Source organism: Rhodococcus sp. FH8 (assembly GCF_019266085.1).
Lineage (GTDB): Bacteria > Actinomycetota > Actinomycetes > Mycobacteriales > Mycobacteriaceae > Rhodococcus_F > Rhodococcus_F qingshengii.
This window is the reverse complement of the sequence record NZ_LPNQ01000063.1, coordinates 1,179-15,555: the sequence shown is the minus strand read 5'-3', so window position 1 is coordinate 15,555 and position 14,377 is coordinate 1,179. Positions and strand designations below refer to the sequence as shown.

The 14,377-nt window shown below is 63.1% G+C and carries 17 protein-coding genes; 9 read left to right on the top strand and 8 right to left on the bottom strand.

Annotated elements, in window-relative coordinates; genetic code table 11:
* Window positions 1–39 precede the first annotated feature (39 nt).
* The 3 genes from nhaA to ATN38_RS14110 are packed head-to-tail and all read left to right on the top strand — an operon-like array spanning window position 40 to window position 2,831.
* The gene (nhaA, locus tag ATN38_RS14120; protein WP_007732414.1) at window positions 40–1,374 is read left to right on the top strand and encodes a Na+/H+ antiporter NhaA; all 1,335 of its coding nucleotides are present in this window, start codon (window positions 40–42) and stop codon (window positions 1,372–1,374) included.
* Window positions 1,371–1,880 (top strand): phage holin family protein, encoded by a 510-nt coding sequence (locus tag ATN38_RS14115; RefSeq protein WP_007732413.1) that lies wholly within the window; start codon window positions 1,371–1,373, stop codon window positions 1,878–1,880. Before nhaA ends, ATN38_RS14115 begins: the two co-directional genes overlap by 4 nt.
* A gap of 15 nt (window positions 1,881–1,895) precedes the next feature.
* Window positions 1,896–2,831, top strand: coding sequence for an alpha/beta fold hydrolase (locus tag ATN38_RS14110; RefSeq protein ID WP_007732412.1), 936 nt, complete (start codon window positions 1,896–1,898; stop codon window positions 2,829–2,831).
* A gap of 3 nt (window positions 2,832–2,834) precedes the next feature.
* On the opposite strand, the gene ATN38_RS14105 is transcribed toward ATN38_RS14110, so the two are convergent.
* Genes ATN38_RS14105 through nth form a run of 4 tightly spaced genes read right to left on the bottom strand, consistent with a single transcriptional unit; the run spans window position 2,835 to window position 6,183 of the window.
* Window positions 2,835–4,025, bottom strand: coding sequence for a MarP family serine protease (locus tag ATN38_RS14105; RefSeq protein WP_003946095.1), 1,191 nt, complete (start codon window positions 4,023–4,025; stop codon window positions 2,835–2,837).
* A complete protein-coding gene (locus ATN38_RS14100) occupies window positions 4,022–4,741 on the bottom strand; it encodes a CoA pyrophosphatase (RefSeq protein ID WP_007732411.1) in 720 nt (239 codons plus the stop codon). The genes ATN38_RS14105 and ATN38_RS14100 overlap by 4 nt, the downstream gene beginning before the upstream one ends.
* Entirely contained in the window at window positions 4,738–5,391 is a 654-nt protein-coding gene (locus ATN38_RS14095) for a TlpA disulfide reductase family protein (RefSeq protein ID WP_003943500.1), read from the bottom strand. Before ATN38_RS14095 ends, ATN38_RS14100 begins: the two co-directional genes overlap by 4 nt.
* A 6-nt stretch (window positions 5,392–5,397) precedes the next feature.
* On the bottom strand, window positions 5,398–6,183 hold the full coding sequence (gene nth / locus ATN38_RS14090) for an endonuclease III (RefSeq protein ID WP_003943471.1): 786 nt from the start codon (window positions 6,181–6,183) through the stop codon (window positions 5,398–5,400).
* 80 nt (window positions 6,184–6,263) lie between these two features.
* Here nth and ATN38_RS14085 point away from each other — a divergent pair, with 80 nt between their 5' ends.
* From ATN38_RS14085 to ATN38_RS14060, 6 genes are all read left to right on the top strand, one after another.
* A complete protein-coding gene (locus ATN38_RS14085) occupies window positions 6,264–6,536 on the top strand; it encodes a hypothetical protein (protein ID WP_019746620.1) in 273 nt (90 codons plus the stop codon).
* A gap of 255 nt (window positions 6,537–6,791) precedes the next feature.
* Window positions 6,792–7,466, top strand: coding sequence for a Crp/Fnr family transcriptional regulator (locus ATN38_RS14080; protein ID WP_003943506.1), 675 nt, complete (start codon window positions 6,792–6,794; stop codon window positions 7,464–7,466).
* 129 nt (window positions 7,467–7,595) lie between these two features.
* Window positions 7,596–8,066, top strand: coding sequence for a nuclear transport factor 2 family protein (locus ATN38_RS14075; RefSeq protein WP_007732407.1), 471 nt, complete (start codon window positions 7,596–7,598; stop codon window positions 8,064–8,066).
* Window positions 8,067–8,081: 15 nt separating this feature from the next.
* Window positions 8,082–8,642, top strand: a complete 561-nt coding sequence (locus ATN38_RS14070; RefSeq protein ID WP_003943459.1) for a TetR/AcrR family transcriptional regulator — start codon at window positions 8,082–8,084, stop codon at window positions 8,640–8,642.
* A gap of 85 nt (window positions 8,643–8,727) precedes the next feature.
* Entirely contained in the window at window positions 8,728–10,020 is a 1,293-nt protein-coding gene (locus ATN38_RS14065; protein ID WP_058227135.1) for a carboxylesterase family protein, read from the top strand.
* Between the two features lie 50 nt (window positions 10,021–10,070).
* A complete protein-coding gene (locus ATN38_RS14060) occupies window positions 10,071–10,997 on the top strand; it encodes a LysR substrate-binding domain-containing protein (protein WP_003943516.1) in 927 nt (308 codons plus the stop codon).
* 58 nt (window positions 10,998–11,055) lie between these two features.
* Here the strand turns inward: ATN38_RS14060 and ATN38_RS14055 are convergent, their stop codons facing one another.
* The 4 genes from ATN38_RS14055 to ATN38_RS14040 all read right to left on the bottom strand — a co-directional run.
* On the bottom strand, window positions 11,056–12,414 hold the full coding sequence (locus ATN38_RS14055; protein WP_058227134.1) for an MFS transporter: 1,359 nt from the start codon (window positions 12,412–12,414) through the stop codon (window positions 11,056–11,058).
* 184 nt (window positions 12,415–12,598) lie between these two features.
* Window positions 12,599–13,594: an amidohydrolase family protein gene (locus ATN38_RS14050; RefSeq protein ID WP_042446676.1), complete on the bottom strand. Its 996-nt coding sequence runs from the start codon at window positions 13,592–13,594 to the stop codon at window positions 12,599–12,601.
* A gap of 3 nt (window positions 13,595–13,597) precedes the next feature.
* Complete coding sequence (locus tag ATN38_RS14045; protein ID WP_003943511.1) at window positions 13,598–14,119, bottom strand: 3-hydroxyanthranilate 3,4-dioxygenase; 522 nt, start codon at window positions 14,117–14,119, stop codon at window positions 13,598–13,600.
* Window positions 14,116–14,377, bottom strand: a 262-nt coding sequence (locus ATN38_RS14040) for a RidA family protein (protein ID WP_218748138.1), incomplete at its 5' end; no start/stop codon positions are given. The genes ATN38_RS14045 and ATN38_RS14040, both read right to left, overlap by 4 nt.

The window sequence follows — 14,377 nt, the reverse complement described above, 5'->3', positions numbered from 1 at the left end:
AAAATTCCGTAAAGGTGAGCCGGGAAGTCTGGTCGGCACGTGCATTCGATGCGTCACAACGTCGATCACGTTCATGTCTGTTGCATCCGAATTCGGTTGCACGAACAAAGGTCGTCCCCACGCGTGATCTCCACCCTGCGTTCCGAACTGTCCCGCTATCTCCGCACCGAAACGGTGGGCGGATCGATCCTCCTGATCGCTGCCGCCCTCGCTCTGATCTGGGTGAACTCTCCTTTCGGTGAGAGCTACATCGCACTACGTGACTTCCAGATCGGTCCGTCCGCACTCCATCTCGACCTCAGCTTGGGCACGTGGGCGCAGGACGGACTGCTTGCCGTCTTCTTCTTCGTTGCCGGCCTCGAACTCAAACGTGAACTGGTGGTCGGCGAACTCGCGGACCGCAAAGCCGCGATGCTCCCGATCATCGCGGCGTGCGGCGGCGTCCTGGTCCCCGCGATCATCGCGGCGTCCATCGGTTTCGGCACGCCCGGCATGGACAAGGGCTGGGCCATTCCCGTCGCGACGGACATCGCTTTTGCCCTCGGCGTGCTCGCGCTGACCGGCTCGAAGATCCCGGCGAGCGCCCGAGTTTTCCTGCTCAGCCTGGCCGTCGTCGACGATCTGCTCGCGATCATCCTCATCGCCGTACTGTTCACCGGTTCCCTCGCGATGTTGTGGCTGCTGACCGCGGCCGCAGCCCTGGCTGCCTACGCCTACGCCCAACACAAACGCATCACGACGCCGTTCCTCTACGTCCCGCTGGCACTACTGACCTGGTACGCGATGCACGAAGCGGGGATACACGCCACACTCGCGGGCGTCGCGCTCGGCTTACTCACCCGGGTGAGGCGCGATCCGGACGAGGAGTACGCGCCCGGTAGCCGTCTCGAGCACCGCATTCAGCCCTACTCTGCAGGCTTCTGTGTCCCCGTCTTCGCACTGTTCGCCTCCGGTGTTCCGATCAACGCGGCGGTACTCGGCGACATTTTCACCGACCCAGTCGGGCAATCGGTCGTCGTCGGTCTTCTGGTCGGCAAAACCGTCGGAATCTTCGGAATTTCCCTGCTCGCGATCAAATTGGGGATAGCAACCAAACCCAAGACACTGGAATTGAGAGACATGTTTGCCCTCTCAGTTCTCGGTGGCATCGGGTTCACCGTTAGCCTGCTTGTAGCAGACCTCGCATTGGACGGGGTCGGCGATGGTAGCGAGGCCGAGATAGCGAAGGCCGCAGTTCTCGTGACATCGTTGGTGGCATCGCTGATCGGATCAGCGCTGCTGTGGCGACGTGGACGAGTTCATGCGGCTCGAGACGACGCTTCCACCGCCATTGCCACGGACGCGAGAGAACTACCTGGAGAGGTCGACAAGTGAGCTTGACCAACGGAGAGAGCCAGCGCTTCACCGGAGATGGAGTACCGAACACGGTCTCTTCCATCCCTCTCACCGATGTGGACGCCCGCACGCCGGGCGAGGCCACCATCGGGGCCCTCGTCAAGGACGCGACCGCACAGGTCTCCACCCTCGTGCGCGCCGAGGTCGAACTTGCCAAGGCCGAGGTGACGGGCGAGGTCAAGAAGGGTCTGCAGGGCAGCGTCTTTTTCATCCTGGCCTTCACGGTTCTGCTGTTCAGCTCGTTCTTCTTCTTTTTCTTCCTGGCCGAGATGCTCGACACCTGGGTGCCGCGCTGGCTGGCGTTCCTCATCGTCTTCCTGATCATGGTGGTGACCACCGCGATTCTGGCGCTGCTCGGTTATCTGCGCGTGCGCAAGCTGAGGGCTCCGGAGAAGACGATCGAATCGCTCAAGCAGGCCAAGAACGTCATCCCCGGCAGCCATGACGACGCAAAGCCGTCGGTCGATTTCAACGCGCGCCGGTAGCGAGTCTGATCGAAAGTGGCAGCCCCAGATCCATCCACCGTCAGGTTCGACGGCCCCTGGATTCACCGGGACATTCACGCCAACGGCATCCGGTTTCACGTCGTCGAGGTAGGCGACGCGGAGCCGGATGCTCCGTTGGTGGTCCTGTTGCACGGATTCGCCGATTTCTGGTGGTCCTGGCGCCATCAGTTGACGGCACTGTCGGAGCAGGGATTCCGCGTCGTCGCCATGGATCTTCGTGGGTACGGCGATTCCGACAAGCCCCCTCGCGGCTACGACGGTTGGACGCTCGCCGGTGACGTAGCCGGCCTCATTCGTGCGATGGGTTACGGCAAGGCCACGCTGATCGGTCATGCCGACGGCGGGTTGGTGTGCTGGGCGACCGCGCTCCTGCATCCACGCCTGGTGCGGTCGATCGCGCTGATCTCGTCTCCACACCCGATGGCGCTCAAGAAAGCAGTCGTCCGCGACCCCTATCAGCGCCGCGCGCTTTTGCCCTCGTTCCTGGCCTATCAGGTACCGCTACGCCCGGAACGTCGGTTGACGGCCGACAACGGCGCCGAAGTGGAGCGTCTGGTTCGCTCGCGGTCGGGCCCCACCTGGCCGCAGCAACCCGAATTCGCAGACGTCATGAGCAAGATGCGGTCCGCGATCCGGATCCCGGGCGTCGCGCATTCCACCTTGGAGTACCAGCGTTGGGCCTTCCGCAGCCAGCTCCGCCCCGAGGGCCGACGTTTCATGCGTTTGATGGATCAGGTTCTTCGCATTCCGATCGTCCAGATTCACGGCGAACTCGACCCGTACGTGCTCACCCGTACCGTGCGTCGCGACAAGCACTGGGCTCCCGGCGAGAAACTGCGCACCATTGCCGGAGTCGGTCATTACGCGCATCAGGAAGCCCCCGAGCGCGTCAATCGCGAACTCGGGGACTTCCTCCTTACGGAGAAGTGACCGCTACAGGATGCACGCGCCCGTCGGTACGGGCGTCGATGCCGAGGCAGCCGCGTTCAACTGGCGCGAGACTTCCTGCGCGGTGAGGACGAATCCGGTGTCACTGTCGTCGACGGCAGCACCGAACACGACGCCGAGGACCCGCCCCTGATCATCGACCATCGGTCCACCCGAGTTGCCCTGCCGGATGGATCCGCGCACGGTGTAGACCTCACGCTGGGTGGTTCCGGCCTTGTAGATGTCCGGCCCGTTCAGGTTCAGGACCTCACGAACGCGGGCTGCGCTGGCCGTGTACGGACCACCGCCGGGGTAACCGAGCACCAACGCGTTGTCACCGGTCCGAGCCTGCTCCGGAGCGAACGGCAGCACCGGCGCGTCCAATCCGGGAACCGCCAGAATCGCGATGTCCACGGCGGAGTCGAAGAGCACCACCTGCGCGGGCAGTGCGCCCTCCATGGTGTCCACGGTGATGCTCTCGGTTCCGGCAACCACGTGGGCGTTGGTCATGACGCGTTCGGGGGCGACGATGAATCCGGATCCCTCGAGCGCGCGCTGGCAACTCGGTGCGACGCCGTTGATGCGGAGAACACTCGGACGCAACTGCGCCGCCAACGGACTGGCGAGAACGCTCGCGTCGGGTGCTTCGACCTCGGTGATGGGCGTGCGCCCGAACGGGCCGATGACGTCCGGCAGGCCGGAGGTGTCGAGCAGCGCCGAGAACTCGGTCGGGATGCGGCGCAGCCACTGCGGCGCCACTTCGTCCACGCTGGCGAGAACGTCCGAACCACGAACAGCGGCGGCAATGTTCGGCTGCGACGAGGAAGTGAGCGGAATCGCGAGCAACCACGCCGCGACCACGACAGCCACCGCCTGTAGACCCGCACCGATGACGCTGTCGACGGATCGCGCCGTCGGACTGTGCATTCCGCTGCGCGCCGCGCGTCCGAGCACCATGCCGGCGACCTCGCCGATGATGACCAACACGACGATCAGCGAGATGCCCGCGAGGATGCGCAGCTTGCCTTCGGTGACGTGCACGAGCAGGTGCGGCGCCAACAGAATCCCGGCGACGGCACCGAGGATCACGCCGACGAACGCCAGCGCCGACGCCACCGCTCCCTGACGCCATCCGGACGTGGCCGCGATGAGGGCGACCAGAACGATCGCGATGTCCACCCAACGAGAACCTGTCATCGCGGCACCGCCGAATCCTCGACACCTTCACCGAACTCGGACAGCGCTGTGTCCAGGTCTCTCACGTCCTCGTAGTTCCACGGAATCTCCCAGCCCGACACCGTGAACAGCGCCGCGAGGATTCCTGCTGTGAACCCCCAGACCAGCATGCCGTCGGCGCGGAACGCCGGGCCCTGGTACCCGAGGGGATGTCGAACCTGAAACCGGTTGTCTGGGTCGAGCAACGTGCGCAGCGGCACCCGGGCCACCCGTCCGACCTCGCCCTCGTCCTGAATGCCCACCGTCGTCGGCTGCTCCCAGTAGCCGAGCACCGGCGTCACGTCGAAACCCGACGGCGGGATGAAGATCTCCGGCAGCACGGTGAGCGGCTGAACTCCGCTCGGATCGAGCCCGGTCTCCTCCTGCGCTTCACGCAGCGCGGTGCCGACGGGGCCGTCGTCGCCCGGATCGGCGGCACCGCCCGGGAATGCGACCTGTCCGCTGTGCTGACGCATCGTCGACGCCCGTTGGGTCAGCAGGACGTCTGCGCCCTCCGGCAAGCCGCCGACGGCGAGAGGGTCGGCCTCACGCGGTCCGCCGAAGAGCACGAGCACCGCGGCCGGACGCGTCACGGTGCCGCGCGGCGCGCGACGCTCGAGGACGGGGTTGATCCGATGGGGATCGGTGGGCTGGGTGCTGGCGACAGCGCGCAACCACTCGGGAACCGGTGTACTCATACGACGACTCCCAGATATTGCGCCGCAGCGGCGGCGATCTCGTCCGCACTGCGGAAGGGTTGGGGCAAGACCTTGGCGACTGTTCCATCCGCGCGCACGAGCACCGACACCGGCAGCACCGGCGGTGCGCCCACTGCGATCCGTACCTTGCCGTCACCGTCCTGGACGCCGGGCAAACGCACCGAGTAGTCGATGAGTCGCGTCAAAGCGTTCTCCTGATTCGGATCCGAATGCACGGTCAGCACGTTGATGCTGCCGTCGGCGCGCTCCGCGAATTCCTGAAGGTACGGAAGCTCTTCGGCGCATGGCGCGCACCAGTACGCCCACAGATTGAGCAGGGTCGGCTTTCCGCCCACCGCTGCGGCAAGGTCGACGGGCGCTCCGTCGGAGACGCAGTCGAGGGTGATTCCGGCGAGAGCCGAGCCGGCAGGCGCTTCGCCGGTCGGAGTCGGGCAGGAGGCCAGAGCCGCCTGGCTACGGAGTTGATCGAGCGATTCCGACGACGGAGTGAACGTCGGCGGCTGATACGCGGACGAGGACGGGCCCGTCGACGTGGGCGTCGTGTCGTCTCCCCCGCGCGGCCAGATCGCCACGACGAGAGCCGCGACGACCACGAGCGCAGCGAGAGACCATCTTCCGGCACTTGTCATCGGCGATCACAACCCTGCCAGGGCGAGCAGATGATCGGTCTCGGGGCCTTTCACCAGGGCCGCGGCCTCGGTTTTGTCGGTCGGGCCGAGACCGTACGACGGGCAGTCCTTGGCCAGAACACACACACCGCACGCGGGCTTGCGCGCGTGGCAGACCCGTCGGCCGTGAAAGATCACGCGATGCGAGAGCAGAGTCCATTCCTTACGTTCGATCAGTGCCCCGACGGCGTGTTCCACTTTGACGGCATCTTCTTCCTCGGTCCACTTCCACCGACGCACGAGCCGACCGAAGTGGGTGTCGACGGTGATTCCCGGAATGTCGAAGGCATTGCCCAGCACGACGTTCGCGGTCTTGCGTCCGATGCCTGGGAGTTTCACCAGATCTTCGAGCTTGTTCGGGACCTGCCCGTCGTGGCGTTCGAGTAGCGCCTGACCGAGTCCGATCAGCGACGTCGTCTTGTTCCGGTAGAAGCCAGTGGAGCGGATGTACTCCTCGAGTTCGGTCCGATCGGCTTCCGCGTATGCCTTTGCGTCGGGATAACGGGCGAAGAGTGCCGGCGTGACCATGTTGACGCGGACGTCGGTGCATTGCGCCGACAGGATTGTCGCCACTGCCAGTTCCAACGGAGTCGTGAAGTCGAGTTCGCAGTACACGTGTGGGAAAGCCACAGCGAGCTCACGATTCATCCGACGCGCCCGGCGTACCAATCCGAGGTGTGATTCTTCCTTCCGCGCACCCCCCGAACGCGGTTTCTTCCGCTGCTCTGAACTGCCTGTCGGGGTGGTCTGCACTCAGACAACTGTACGGATACGACATGAGTGGAGACTCCGTCGTGTCGATTCTGAGACCTTCGACGTGTTTACTTCCCCCTATGCAAGGACTCGCAGTAATTCTCTTTCCGCTACTGCTTATGCTCTTTGCCCTGGCGATGGAACGAGTCGAAGGGCGATTGCGTCGGCTCTCGGTCCAAGAGCATGAAGTAGAAGACTTCCTCGACCAGGCAAGTCACGACGACGTCGCCCGCCTGGCAAGCGATGGGTTTCCCCATGCGTTCGCCCGCTTCCACCGGAAGCGTAAGGGCCGCCAGTCGGAGGCTCCCGAGAGCGCCAGCCTGGGCGAAATCCGGACACAACGGGCAAGTTGACGGCCATACAAAGTAGTCACCGCAGCGGATTCCGGAAGAATTTTCGGCTCTTACGTGGCATCAATCACTCGTCGCGAGCTAACGGGACGTAGACTTCGATGCCGTACCTGTTGCATTGAACACAGATTGCATTGGACACAGTGTCTCACTCATGAGGGCTGAGCCTGTGTACGACGGTTTGTGCGCAGCGCGGGTACAAAGATAGATAGCGCAAAAATGACACCACAAACGAACAAATCCCAACAAGGAGCGCACGTGGACGACGTCCTGGCAAGAGCCGGCATCTTCCAAGGAGTCGAGCCCTCAGCGGTAGCGGCGCTGACAAAGCAGCTGCAGCCCGTCGACTTCCCCCGTGGACATGTCATCTTCAACGAAGGTGAACCCGGTGACCGCCTGTACATCATCGTGTCCGGCAAGGTGAAGATCGGTCGACGCTCACCCGACGGTCGCGAGAACCTGCTGACGATCATGGGCCCGTCCGACATGTTCGGCGAACTGTCCATCTTCGACCCCGGCCCCCGCACCTCGACGGCTACGACCGTCACCGAGGTTCGCGCCGTGAGCATGGACCGCGACGCTCTCAAGGCATGGATCCAGCAGCGCCCCGAGATCGCCGAGCAGCTTCTGCGCGTTCTCGCCCGCCGTCTGCGTCGTACCAACAACACCCTGGCCGACCTGATCTTCACGGACGTTCCCGGCCGTGTCGCCAAGGCGCTCCTGCAGCTCGCGCAGCGCTTCGGCACTCAGGAAGGTGGCGCCCTGCGCGTCACTCACGACCTCACGCAGGAAGAGATCGCCCAGCTCGTCGGCGCTTCCCGCGAGACCGTCAACAAGGCGCTCGCCGATTTCGCACACCGCGGATGGCTTCGCCTCGAAGGCAAGAGCGTCCTGATCTCGGATTCCGAGCGCCTCGCTCGTCGCGCGCGCTAGCTCTTCCTGTTCGACTCTTTCGGCCGCTCCCGCTTCGGTGGGGGCGGCCGAAGTCGTTCACTGGACTCTTGTTGTACCTATCGGTAAAGTCTGTACCGATAGGTACATATCTGATCGAGAGGCCCCGCAATGACCGTCCGAGCACCGATTCCGCCCTTCACTCACGAAACTGCCGTCCAGAAGGTCCGCCTCGCCGAGGACGGATGGAACTCACGCGACCCGCACAAGGTGTCACTGGCCTACACGCCGGACAGTTGGTGGCGTAATCGGTCGACGTTCGTGACCGGCCGATCCGAGATCGTCGAACTTCTGACCGAGAAGTGGACCCGCGAACTGGACTACCGGTTGATCAAAGAGTTGTGGGCACACAGCGACGACCGCATCGCAGTGCGATTCGCGTACGAGTGGCACGATCACGACGGGCAGTGGTTCCGCTCCTACGGCAACGAGAACTGGGAATTCGACGCCGACGGACTCATGCACCACCGTCATGCCAGCATCAACGACGTTCCCATCGAGGAGTCCGAGCGAAAGTTCTTCTGGGATCCGACCGGACCACGCCCGCACGATCATCCGGGCCTGAGCGAGTTGGGTCTGTGATGAAAGGATGAATCCATGGCCAGACAGGTAGCTGAACGCTCGGACACGATTCCCGCTCTCGCGAACGTGTTTCGAACCTACGGGTTCGACGGAGCAAGCCTGGCCGTCATCACCGAACACACCGGTTTGGGCAAAGGCAGTCTCTACAACTTCTTTCCGCGCGGGAAGGAAGAGATGGCCGAGGCGGTGCTCGACGAGGTCGACGGATGGTTTCGCAGCGAAGTCTTCGAACCTCTTCGAGCAGAATCGGTTCCACCGAGGCAGCGCATCCAGAGCATGTTCGCTACCGCGGGCGACTACTTTCGGTCAGGGCAACGCATTTGCCTGTTCGGCGCATTTGCACTCGGTGAAGAGCGAAACCGCTTCGGCGCCAGGGTGCGAACATACTTCGACGAATGGACAGCGGCTCTCGAGGCGGCACTCGTCGGTGCCGAAGATTCCATCGGACTCGCCGAAGAAGCCGTGGCCGGGATCCAAGGGGCGATCGTGATGTCCCGGGCACTGGACGACGGTTCCGTATACAGCCGAGTGACGACGCGACTCGAAGATCGACTGGTACAGGCACTCACGCCGTAACGCATACCGCACGACCACAAAGGCATTTGTGCCGCAGCATCCACCTGGCATGCTCGAAAAAGCATGCACAAGAAGAAAGGAACCCATGCCCTCGTTCGAGACGGTGATCGCATCCACCCCTTCGGGGAAGGTCCGCGGCCGAAAGCGTGACGGTTCCTACTACTTCGGTGCGATCCCCTACGCCAGCGCACCGCGCTTCGAGAAGCCGCGACCGGTGGAACCGTTCTCCGACGTCTTCGACGCCACAGCGCTTGGAACGGTCTTCCCCCAACCACCTTCACGACTCGAACGCATCATGGGGCCACCGCTCCCCGAACCGGAGCACAGCGAGGACAGCTTCACCGTCACCGTCACAACCCCGTCGCTGACCGGTCATCGCCCGGTGATGGTGTGGCTTCACGGTGGCGGGTACTCCAGTGGCGGCGGCTCACTCCCCTGGTACGACGGCGGCGCTTTGTCAGCCGAGGGCGACGTCGTCGTGGTGTCGGTCAACTATCGCGTCGGCGTGCTCGGATACCTCCTCCTCGACGGCGTCAGCGAAGGCAATCTCGGGGTACACGATCAGATCGCGGCGCTCGAGTGGGTGCGCGAGAACATCGAGGCATTCGGCGGCGACCCAGACTCGGTCACCGTATTCGGGCAGTCGGCCGGCGCCCATTCCATTGTGAATCTGTTGAGCAGTAACAACTCTCGAACCCTGTTCCATCGAGCAATTCTGCAGAGCACCCCACGGCCGGACCTCAACTTCACGCAGGCTGCCGCGATCGAGAACGGGGAGACGTTTGCTCGACTGCTCGACGGAGATCCTCGGACCGCGCCGCTCTCCCACATTCTCGACGCATTCCGCGGCACGGCTGTCGAGTTCAGCCGGCGGTCCCCCAATGTCGTGCAACCGCCCTTCGCGCCGATCTCCGAACTGGAACCGGTGATCCGAACTTTCGAAACAGCGCCTGACGTCATCGTGGGATACACCCGAGACGAGGGATCTGCTTTCGTGCGCGACCTAGCGGGAGTACCCGATCCCGAACACGTCGCCGAAAAGGCACTGACACAGAACATGTTTGCCGAACCGGCAATGGAGCTGGCCGAGACCTTCACAGCGGCCGGCGCGTCGGTGTACACGTACCGCTTCGACTGGGCACCGACGGACGACGTCTTCGGAGCAACTCACTGCATAGAATTACCCTTCGTGTTGGGAACCGAGCAGTCCTGGCAGGGCTCACCGATGCTGGGCAGCAGCGACTGGCAGAGCATCGACGCACTGGGCCGTCGGATACGCCGGCACTGGACGTCGTTTGCGCACACGGGAAGTCCGGACAGCAGCGAAACCTGGGAGAAGTACGCCTCGTCCCAATCGATCGGAATCACCTTCTCCTGAGCAACTTCGGGCGCCTACCCACCCGGAGAAATCCCGTCTAGGATTGCTCCATGGACATGCCCAAGCTCCTCGACGGGCGACTCAAACTCCGCCATCTCCTGCTCGTCGACGCATTGAGCCGTCAGGGCAGTGTGGTCGGCGCCGCTGCCGCACTTCACATCACGCAACCCGTCGCGACCCGCAGTCTGCACGACATCGAGTCCATTCTCGGCGTCTCGCTCTTCGACCGCGGCCCACGCGGCATCACCCCGACCATTTTCGGCGAGGCCTTCACAACTCATGCACGGGCCGTGATCGCGCAGCTGACCGAAGCCGGGCGACACGTCGTCGAACTTGCCGACGCCAATCGCGGAACCGTCATCGTGGGAACACATCTCGCCGGATCCAACGTGCTGCTTCCCGGCGCTATCGCGCGCCTGAAGGTTCACCACCCGTTGCTCACCGTCGTCGTGCGCGAAGGTACGCCAGAGCAGTTGCTCACCGATCTGGAAGCGGGCCGAATCGACCTGATCGTCGGCCGGCTCACCTCACCTACCGATGACACCGCGACAAGACGGAACCTCTACGCGGAGTCCGTCGAACTCGTCACCCGCGTAGATCACCCGCTCGCTCACCGCGAGGACGTCCAACTCGAAGAACTACGCGGCTTCCCCTGGATCCTTCCTGGGGTCGAGACAGTGCTCCGACGCGAACTCGAGGAGTTCTTCGCCCGGAACGGCTTGCCGTTGCCCGAAAATCGGGTCGAGGCAACCTCTTTCCTCACCGTGCGTCAGCTACTGGTCGAGACCGACATGATCGCGGTACTACCGAGCCTCATCCCCCGCGACGACGCGCGCTTGACCACCCTGTCCATCACACTCGATCCGATCGGGCACAGCGTCGGCATCACCTCGTCGGCGACTCGCACGTCGAGTCCGTCCGCGCAGGCCCTGATCGCGACGCTGGAGTCCTTTGCAACTGAGCTCATGCGACCGTGAAACGCCGATCGGCCCGTTCCCTCCAGAGGGAACGGGCCGATGTCGGATCGACCAGGACTCAGGCGTTTTCGGAGACGCGAATCTCCTCGTGCTCCAAGCCCCGCGACGAATCGGGGACAATCTTGAACAGTGCGATGGCACCGACCAGGCTGATCGTGCACACCCCGGCGAGATACCAGGTCACACCGACCGAAGATCCGGTGGCGTCGAGCAGAGCCGTGGCGATCATCGGTGCCAGTCCACCGCCGAGAATCGCGCCGCTCTGGAGGATCAGAGACGAGCCGGAATAGCGGACCTTGGCCGGGAAGGTATCGGCGATGATGCTGCCCTGGACACAATGTGTGACCGGAACGATCAGGCCCATGCCCAGGAACGCGATGACGGCGACCATTTTGTTCTCGGTGTTGAGGAGCGGGAAGAACACGATGCACCACAACAGGATTGCAGCTGATCCGCCGATGAACATGTGCCGACGCCCGTACTTGTCGGCGATCTTTGTCCAGAACGGGATGGAAAGGAACCACAGGACTGCTGCCGCGGTCACGCTGAGCACCAGGAATTGCTTGTCGTAGCCCAGATGTTGAGTTCCGTACGACAGGGTGAACACCATGAAGGCGTACGCCACGGCGGAGTTCGCCAAGCACGCGGCAAGCGTGAGAGACAAACGGGGGAAGCCGACCTTGAGCGACTCACGCAGCGGGAAGCGGACTATTTCGCCCTTCTCCATGATCCCGGCGAAAGACGGCGACTCGGTGACGCGCAGGCGAATCACCAGACCGATCGCCACCAGAACGAAGCTGAGCAGGAACGGGATTCGCCAACCCCACGAAGCGAATGCCGAGTCCGACATCACGGCGTTGGTCGTCAGGAAGATGCCGTTGGCGAGAACCAGTCCGGCGGGTGTGCCCATCTGCGGGAAACCTGCATAGAGATTCTTCTGCCCCGCCGGCGCGTGCTCCATCGACATGAGCGTCGCGCCGGCGCCTTCACCGCCCAGACCGATGCCCTGAACGACGCGCATTGCCACCAGGAGGACGGGCGCCCAGAAACCGATGGAGTCGTAGTTCGGGATGATGCCGATGAGTGTGGACCCGACGCCCATCATCACCAATGAGACCACGAGCGTGGCCTTGCGCCCGATCCGGTCACCGAAGTGCCCGAACACGAGTCCACCCACCGGCCGTGCAATGAACCCGACGGCGAAGGTGCTGAAGGCAGCCAGCGTGCCGGCCGTGGGGCTCAGGCTCGGGAAGAATTGTTTGTTGAAGATCAACGCGGCAGCTGTGCCGTAGAGGAAGAAGTCGTACCATTCGAGAGTTGTGCCGGCCAGGGTTGCCATGGCAACGCGGCTACGGGCCGCTTTCTCCGGCAACGGCTTTCCGTCGCTCGTAGTGCTGTTGGATATCTTGTCTGACATCGCGGAACCTATCGATTGGATGGGGCAGGCGGACGATGAAGTCTGTAGTCACCGACCCCGTCTTCGGGATTGTCGGTATCACGAGCGTCGTCGATCGTTGTGTTTGGAATTGTGCTCGCTCGAGACATGACTCACAAATGCCGAATTCACCGTCCGCCATACCGGAAAAGGTATAGCCGGGGCCTCAGACGAGACCCAGGAAGCGTTCGGCATTCCCCCGCGAAATCAATTGGCGCGCAGTATCGTCCAAGAACTCACTCTTGCGAACCACCTCACCGACCGGACGCTCCCCCAAGGGGTACGGGTAATCACTACCCACCATCACACGGTCCACCCCCACCGTGTCCACCAACAGTCGCAGCGCGCGCTCGTCGAAGACGACGGAATCCACGTAGAACCTTCCCAGGTAGTGCGAAGGCGGGAACTGCGACGTACCGATGATGTCGTTGCGGCCGTGCCAGGCGTTTTCCATCCGTCCCAACCAGAACGCGAAAGATCCACCACCGTGCGCAAATCCGATCTTGAGACGATCGTCGATCTTGTCGAACACCCCACCGAGAATCAGTGCGAGTATCGACAGGTGCGTTTCGGCCGGCATCGCAGTGAGCCACTGCGCCATCCAGCGATCGAGGCGCGGAGAGTTGGCCATGTCCCACGGGTGCACGAATACCGGCACGTCCAGCGACGCGCAGTGCTGCAGGAACGTCACCACGCCCTCGCTGTCGAGGTCCAGATCGCCGACATGATTGCCGATCTCGACACCGCGGTGCCCGTTCGCGATGCACCGCTCCAACTCACGGCACGCTGCGTCGGTGTCTTGCAGAGGCACCTGGCAGAAGGGAATCAAACGATCCTTCGCCGGCTCCACGATCTCGAGTGCGAGGTCGTTGAAGATCCGTGCAATGCGACTTGCCTGCTCACCGCTCCGGCCGTAGTTGAAGAACGCCGGAGTAGGTGAGACGACCTGCTTCTGCACGCCGTCGGCATCCATGTCCCGAAGCCGCACCTCGGCGTCCCAGGCATCGGACTGGATGCGACGGAACTCCTTGGTGCCCATCATGATCATTGCTTCGGTTTCCGACTCGACCTTCAGCCACGGCGCTTGCGGCCCCGCGTCTTCGGTCAGATCCGGCCACCCGTTGGGCACGTAGTGGGTGTGGATGTCGATCAGGTTGCTCATAGCTCAGCCCTTGCCGGGATGGAGCGTGCCGCACTTGTCACACGTGCGGGCTTCTTCGCTCTCGTAGAACTTGACGAACACCGGCGGAAGGTCGGCCACGATGTCGCGCACCTGAAGTTCGACCTCGTGAATCTTGTGATCACATTCGAGGCAGTACCACTGGAACTTCTCGAGCGTGCCTTCCTTGCGGACGCGTTCGATGACCAGGCCGATCGAGCCCGCGGTGGGACGCTGCGGCGAATGCGGAATGTCTCCTGGCAGCAACCAAGTTTCACCCTCGCGAATGTCGACGCGCTGAGGACCGTCTTCGGTCATGACATTGACGTGGATGTCGCCTTCGAGCTGGTAGAACCACTCCTCGTACGGATCGAGGTGGTAGTCGGTCCGCTGGTTGGGGCCGCCGACGACCTGCACGATGAAATCGTCTCCGAGCGCCATCGTCTGATTGTTGACGGGCGGCTGCAGGAGGTGGCGGTTGTCGTCGATCCACTTCTTGAAGTCGATGACGGGAGGAATCGTGGTCATGATGCATTCTCCGTATCTTCGGACGCCGAGCGTCGGGAGGCGGGCACGTACGCCACGCCGGAAATTTCGATGAGCAGGTGAGGGTGGGGCAGCTGGTGAACAGCCACAGTCGTTCTCGTCGGACCGTTTTCGTCGAACAGTTCGGCGTACACCTCGTTGTATCCGCCGAAGTCGTTCATCGACACCAGGTAGGAGGTGACCTGAACCAGATCACTCAGTTCTCCACCCACTTCGGCGAGAATCGCCGCGATGTTCTCG

Bases quoted from the DNA above. Each gene is read 5' to 3' on its own strand.
- ATN38_RS14065 (WP_058227135.1), top strand. From the start codon at position 8,728: ATGCCCTCGTTCGAGACGGTGATCGCATCCACCCCTTCGGGGAAGGTC.
- ATN38_RS14095 (WP_003943500.1), bottom strand. From the start codon at position 5,391: ATGACAAGTGCCGGAAGATGGTCTCTCGCTGCGCTCGTGGTCGTCGCG.
- ATN38_RS14060 (WP_003943516.1), top strand. From the start codon at position 10,071: ATGGACATGCCCAAGCTCCTCGACGGGCGACTCAAACTCCGCCATCTC.
- ATN38_RS14075 (WP_007732407.1), top strand. From the start codon at position 7,596: ATGACCGTCCGAGCACCGATTCCGCCCTTCACTCACGAAACTGCCGTC.
- ATN38_RS14085 (WP_019746620.1), top strand. From the start codon at position 6,264: ATGCAAGGACTCGCAGTAATTCTCTTTCCGCTACTGCTTATGCTCTTT.
- ATN38_RS14055 (WP_058227134.1), bottom strand. From the start codon at position 12,414: ATGTCAGACAAGATATCCAACAGCACTACGAGCGACGGAAAGCCGTTG.
- ATN38_RS14100 (WP_007732411.1), bottom strand. From the start codon at position 4,741: ATGAGTACACCGGTTCCCGAGTGGTTGCGCGCTGTCGCCAGCACCCAG.
- ATN38_RS14070 (WP_003943459.1), top strand. From the start codon at position 8,082: ATGGCCAGACAGGTAGCTGAACGCTCGGACACGATTCCCGCTCTCGCG.
- ATN38_RS14050 (WP_042446676.1), bottom strand. From the start codon at position 13,594: ATGAGCAACCTGATCGACATCCACACCCACTACGTGCCCAACGGGTGG.
- ATN38_RS14045 (WP_003943511.1), bottom strand. From the start codon at position 14,119: ATGACCACGATTCCTCCCGTCATCGACTTCAAGAAGTGGATCGACGAC.
- ATN38_RS14105 (WP_003946095.1), bottom strand. From the start codon at position 4,025: ATGACAGGTTCTCGTTGGGTGGACATCGCGATCGTTCTGGTCGCCCTC.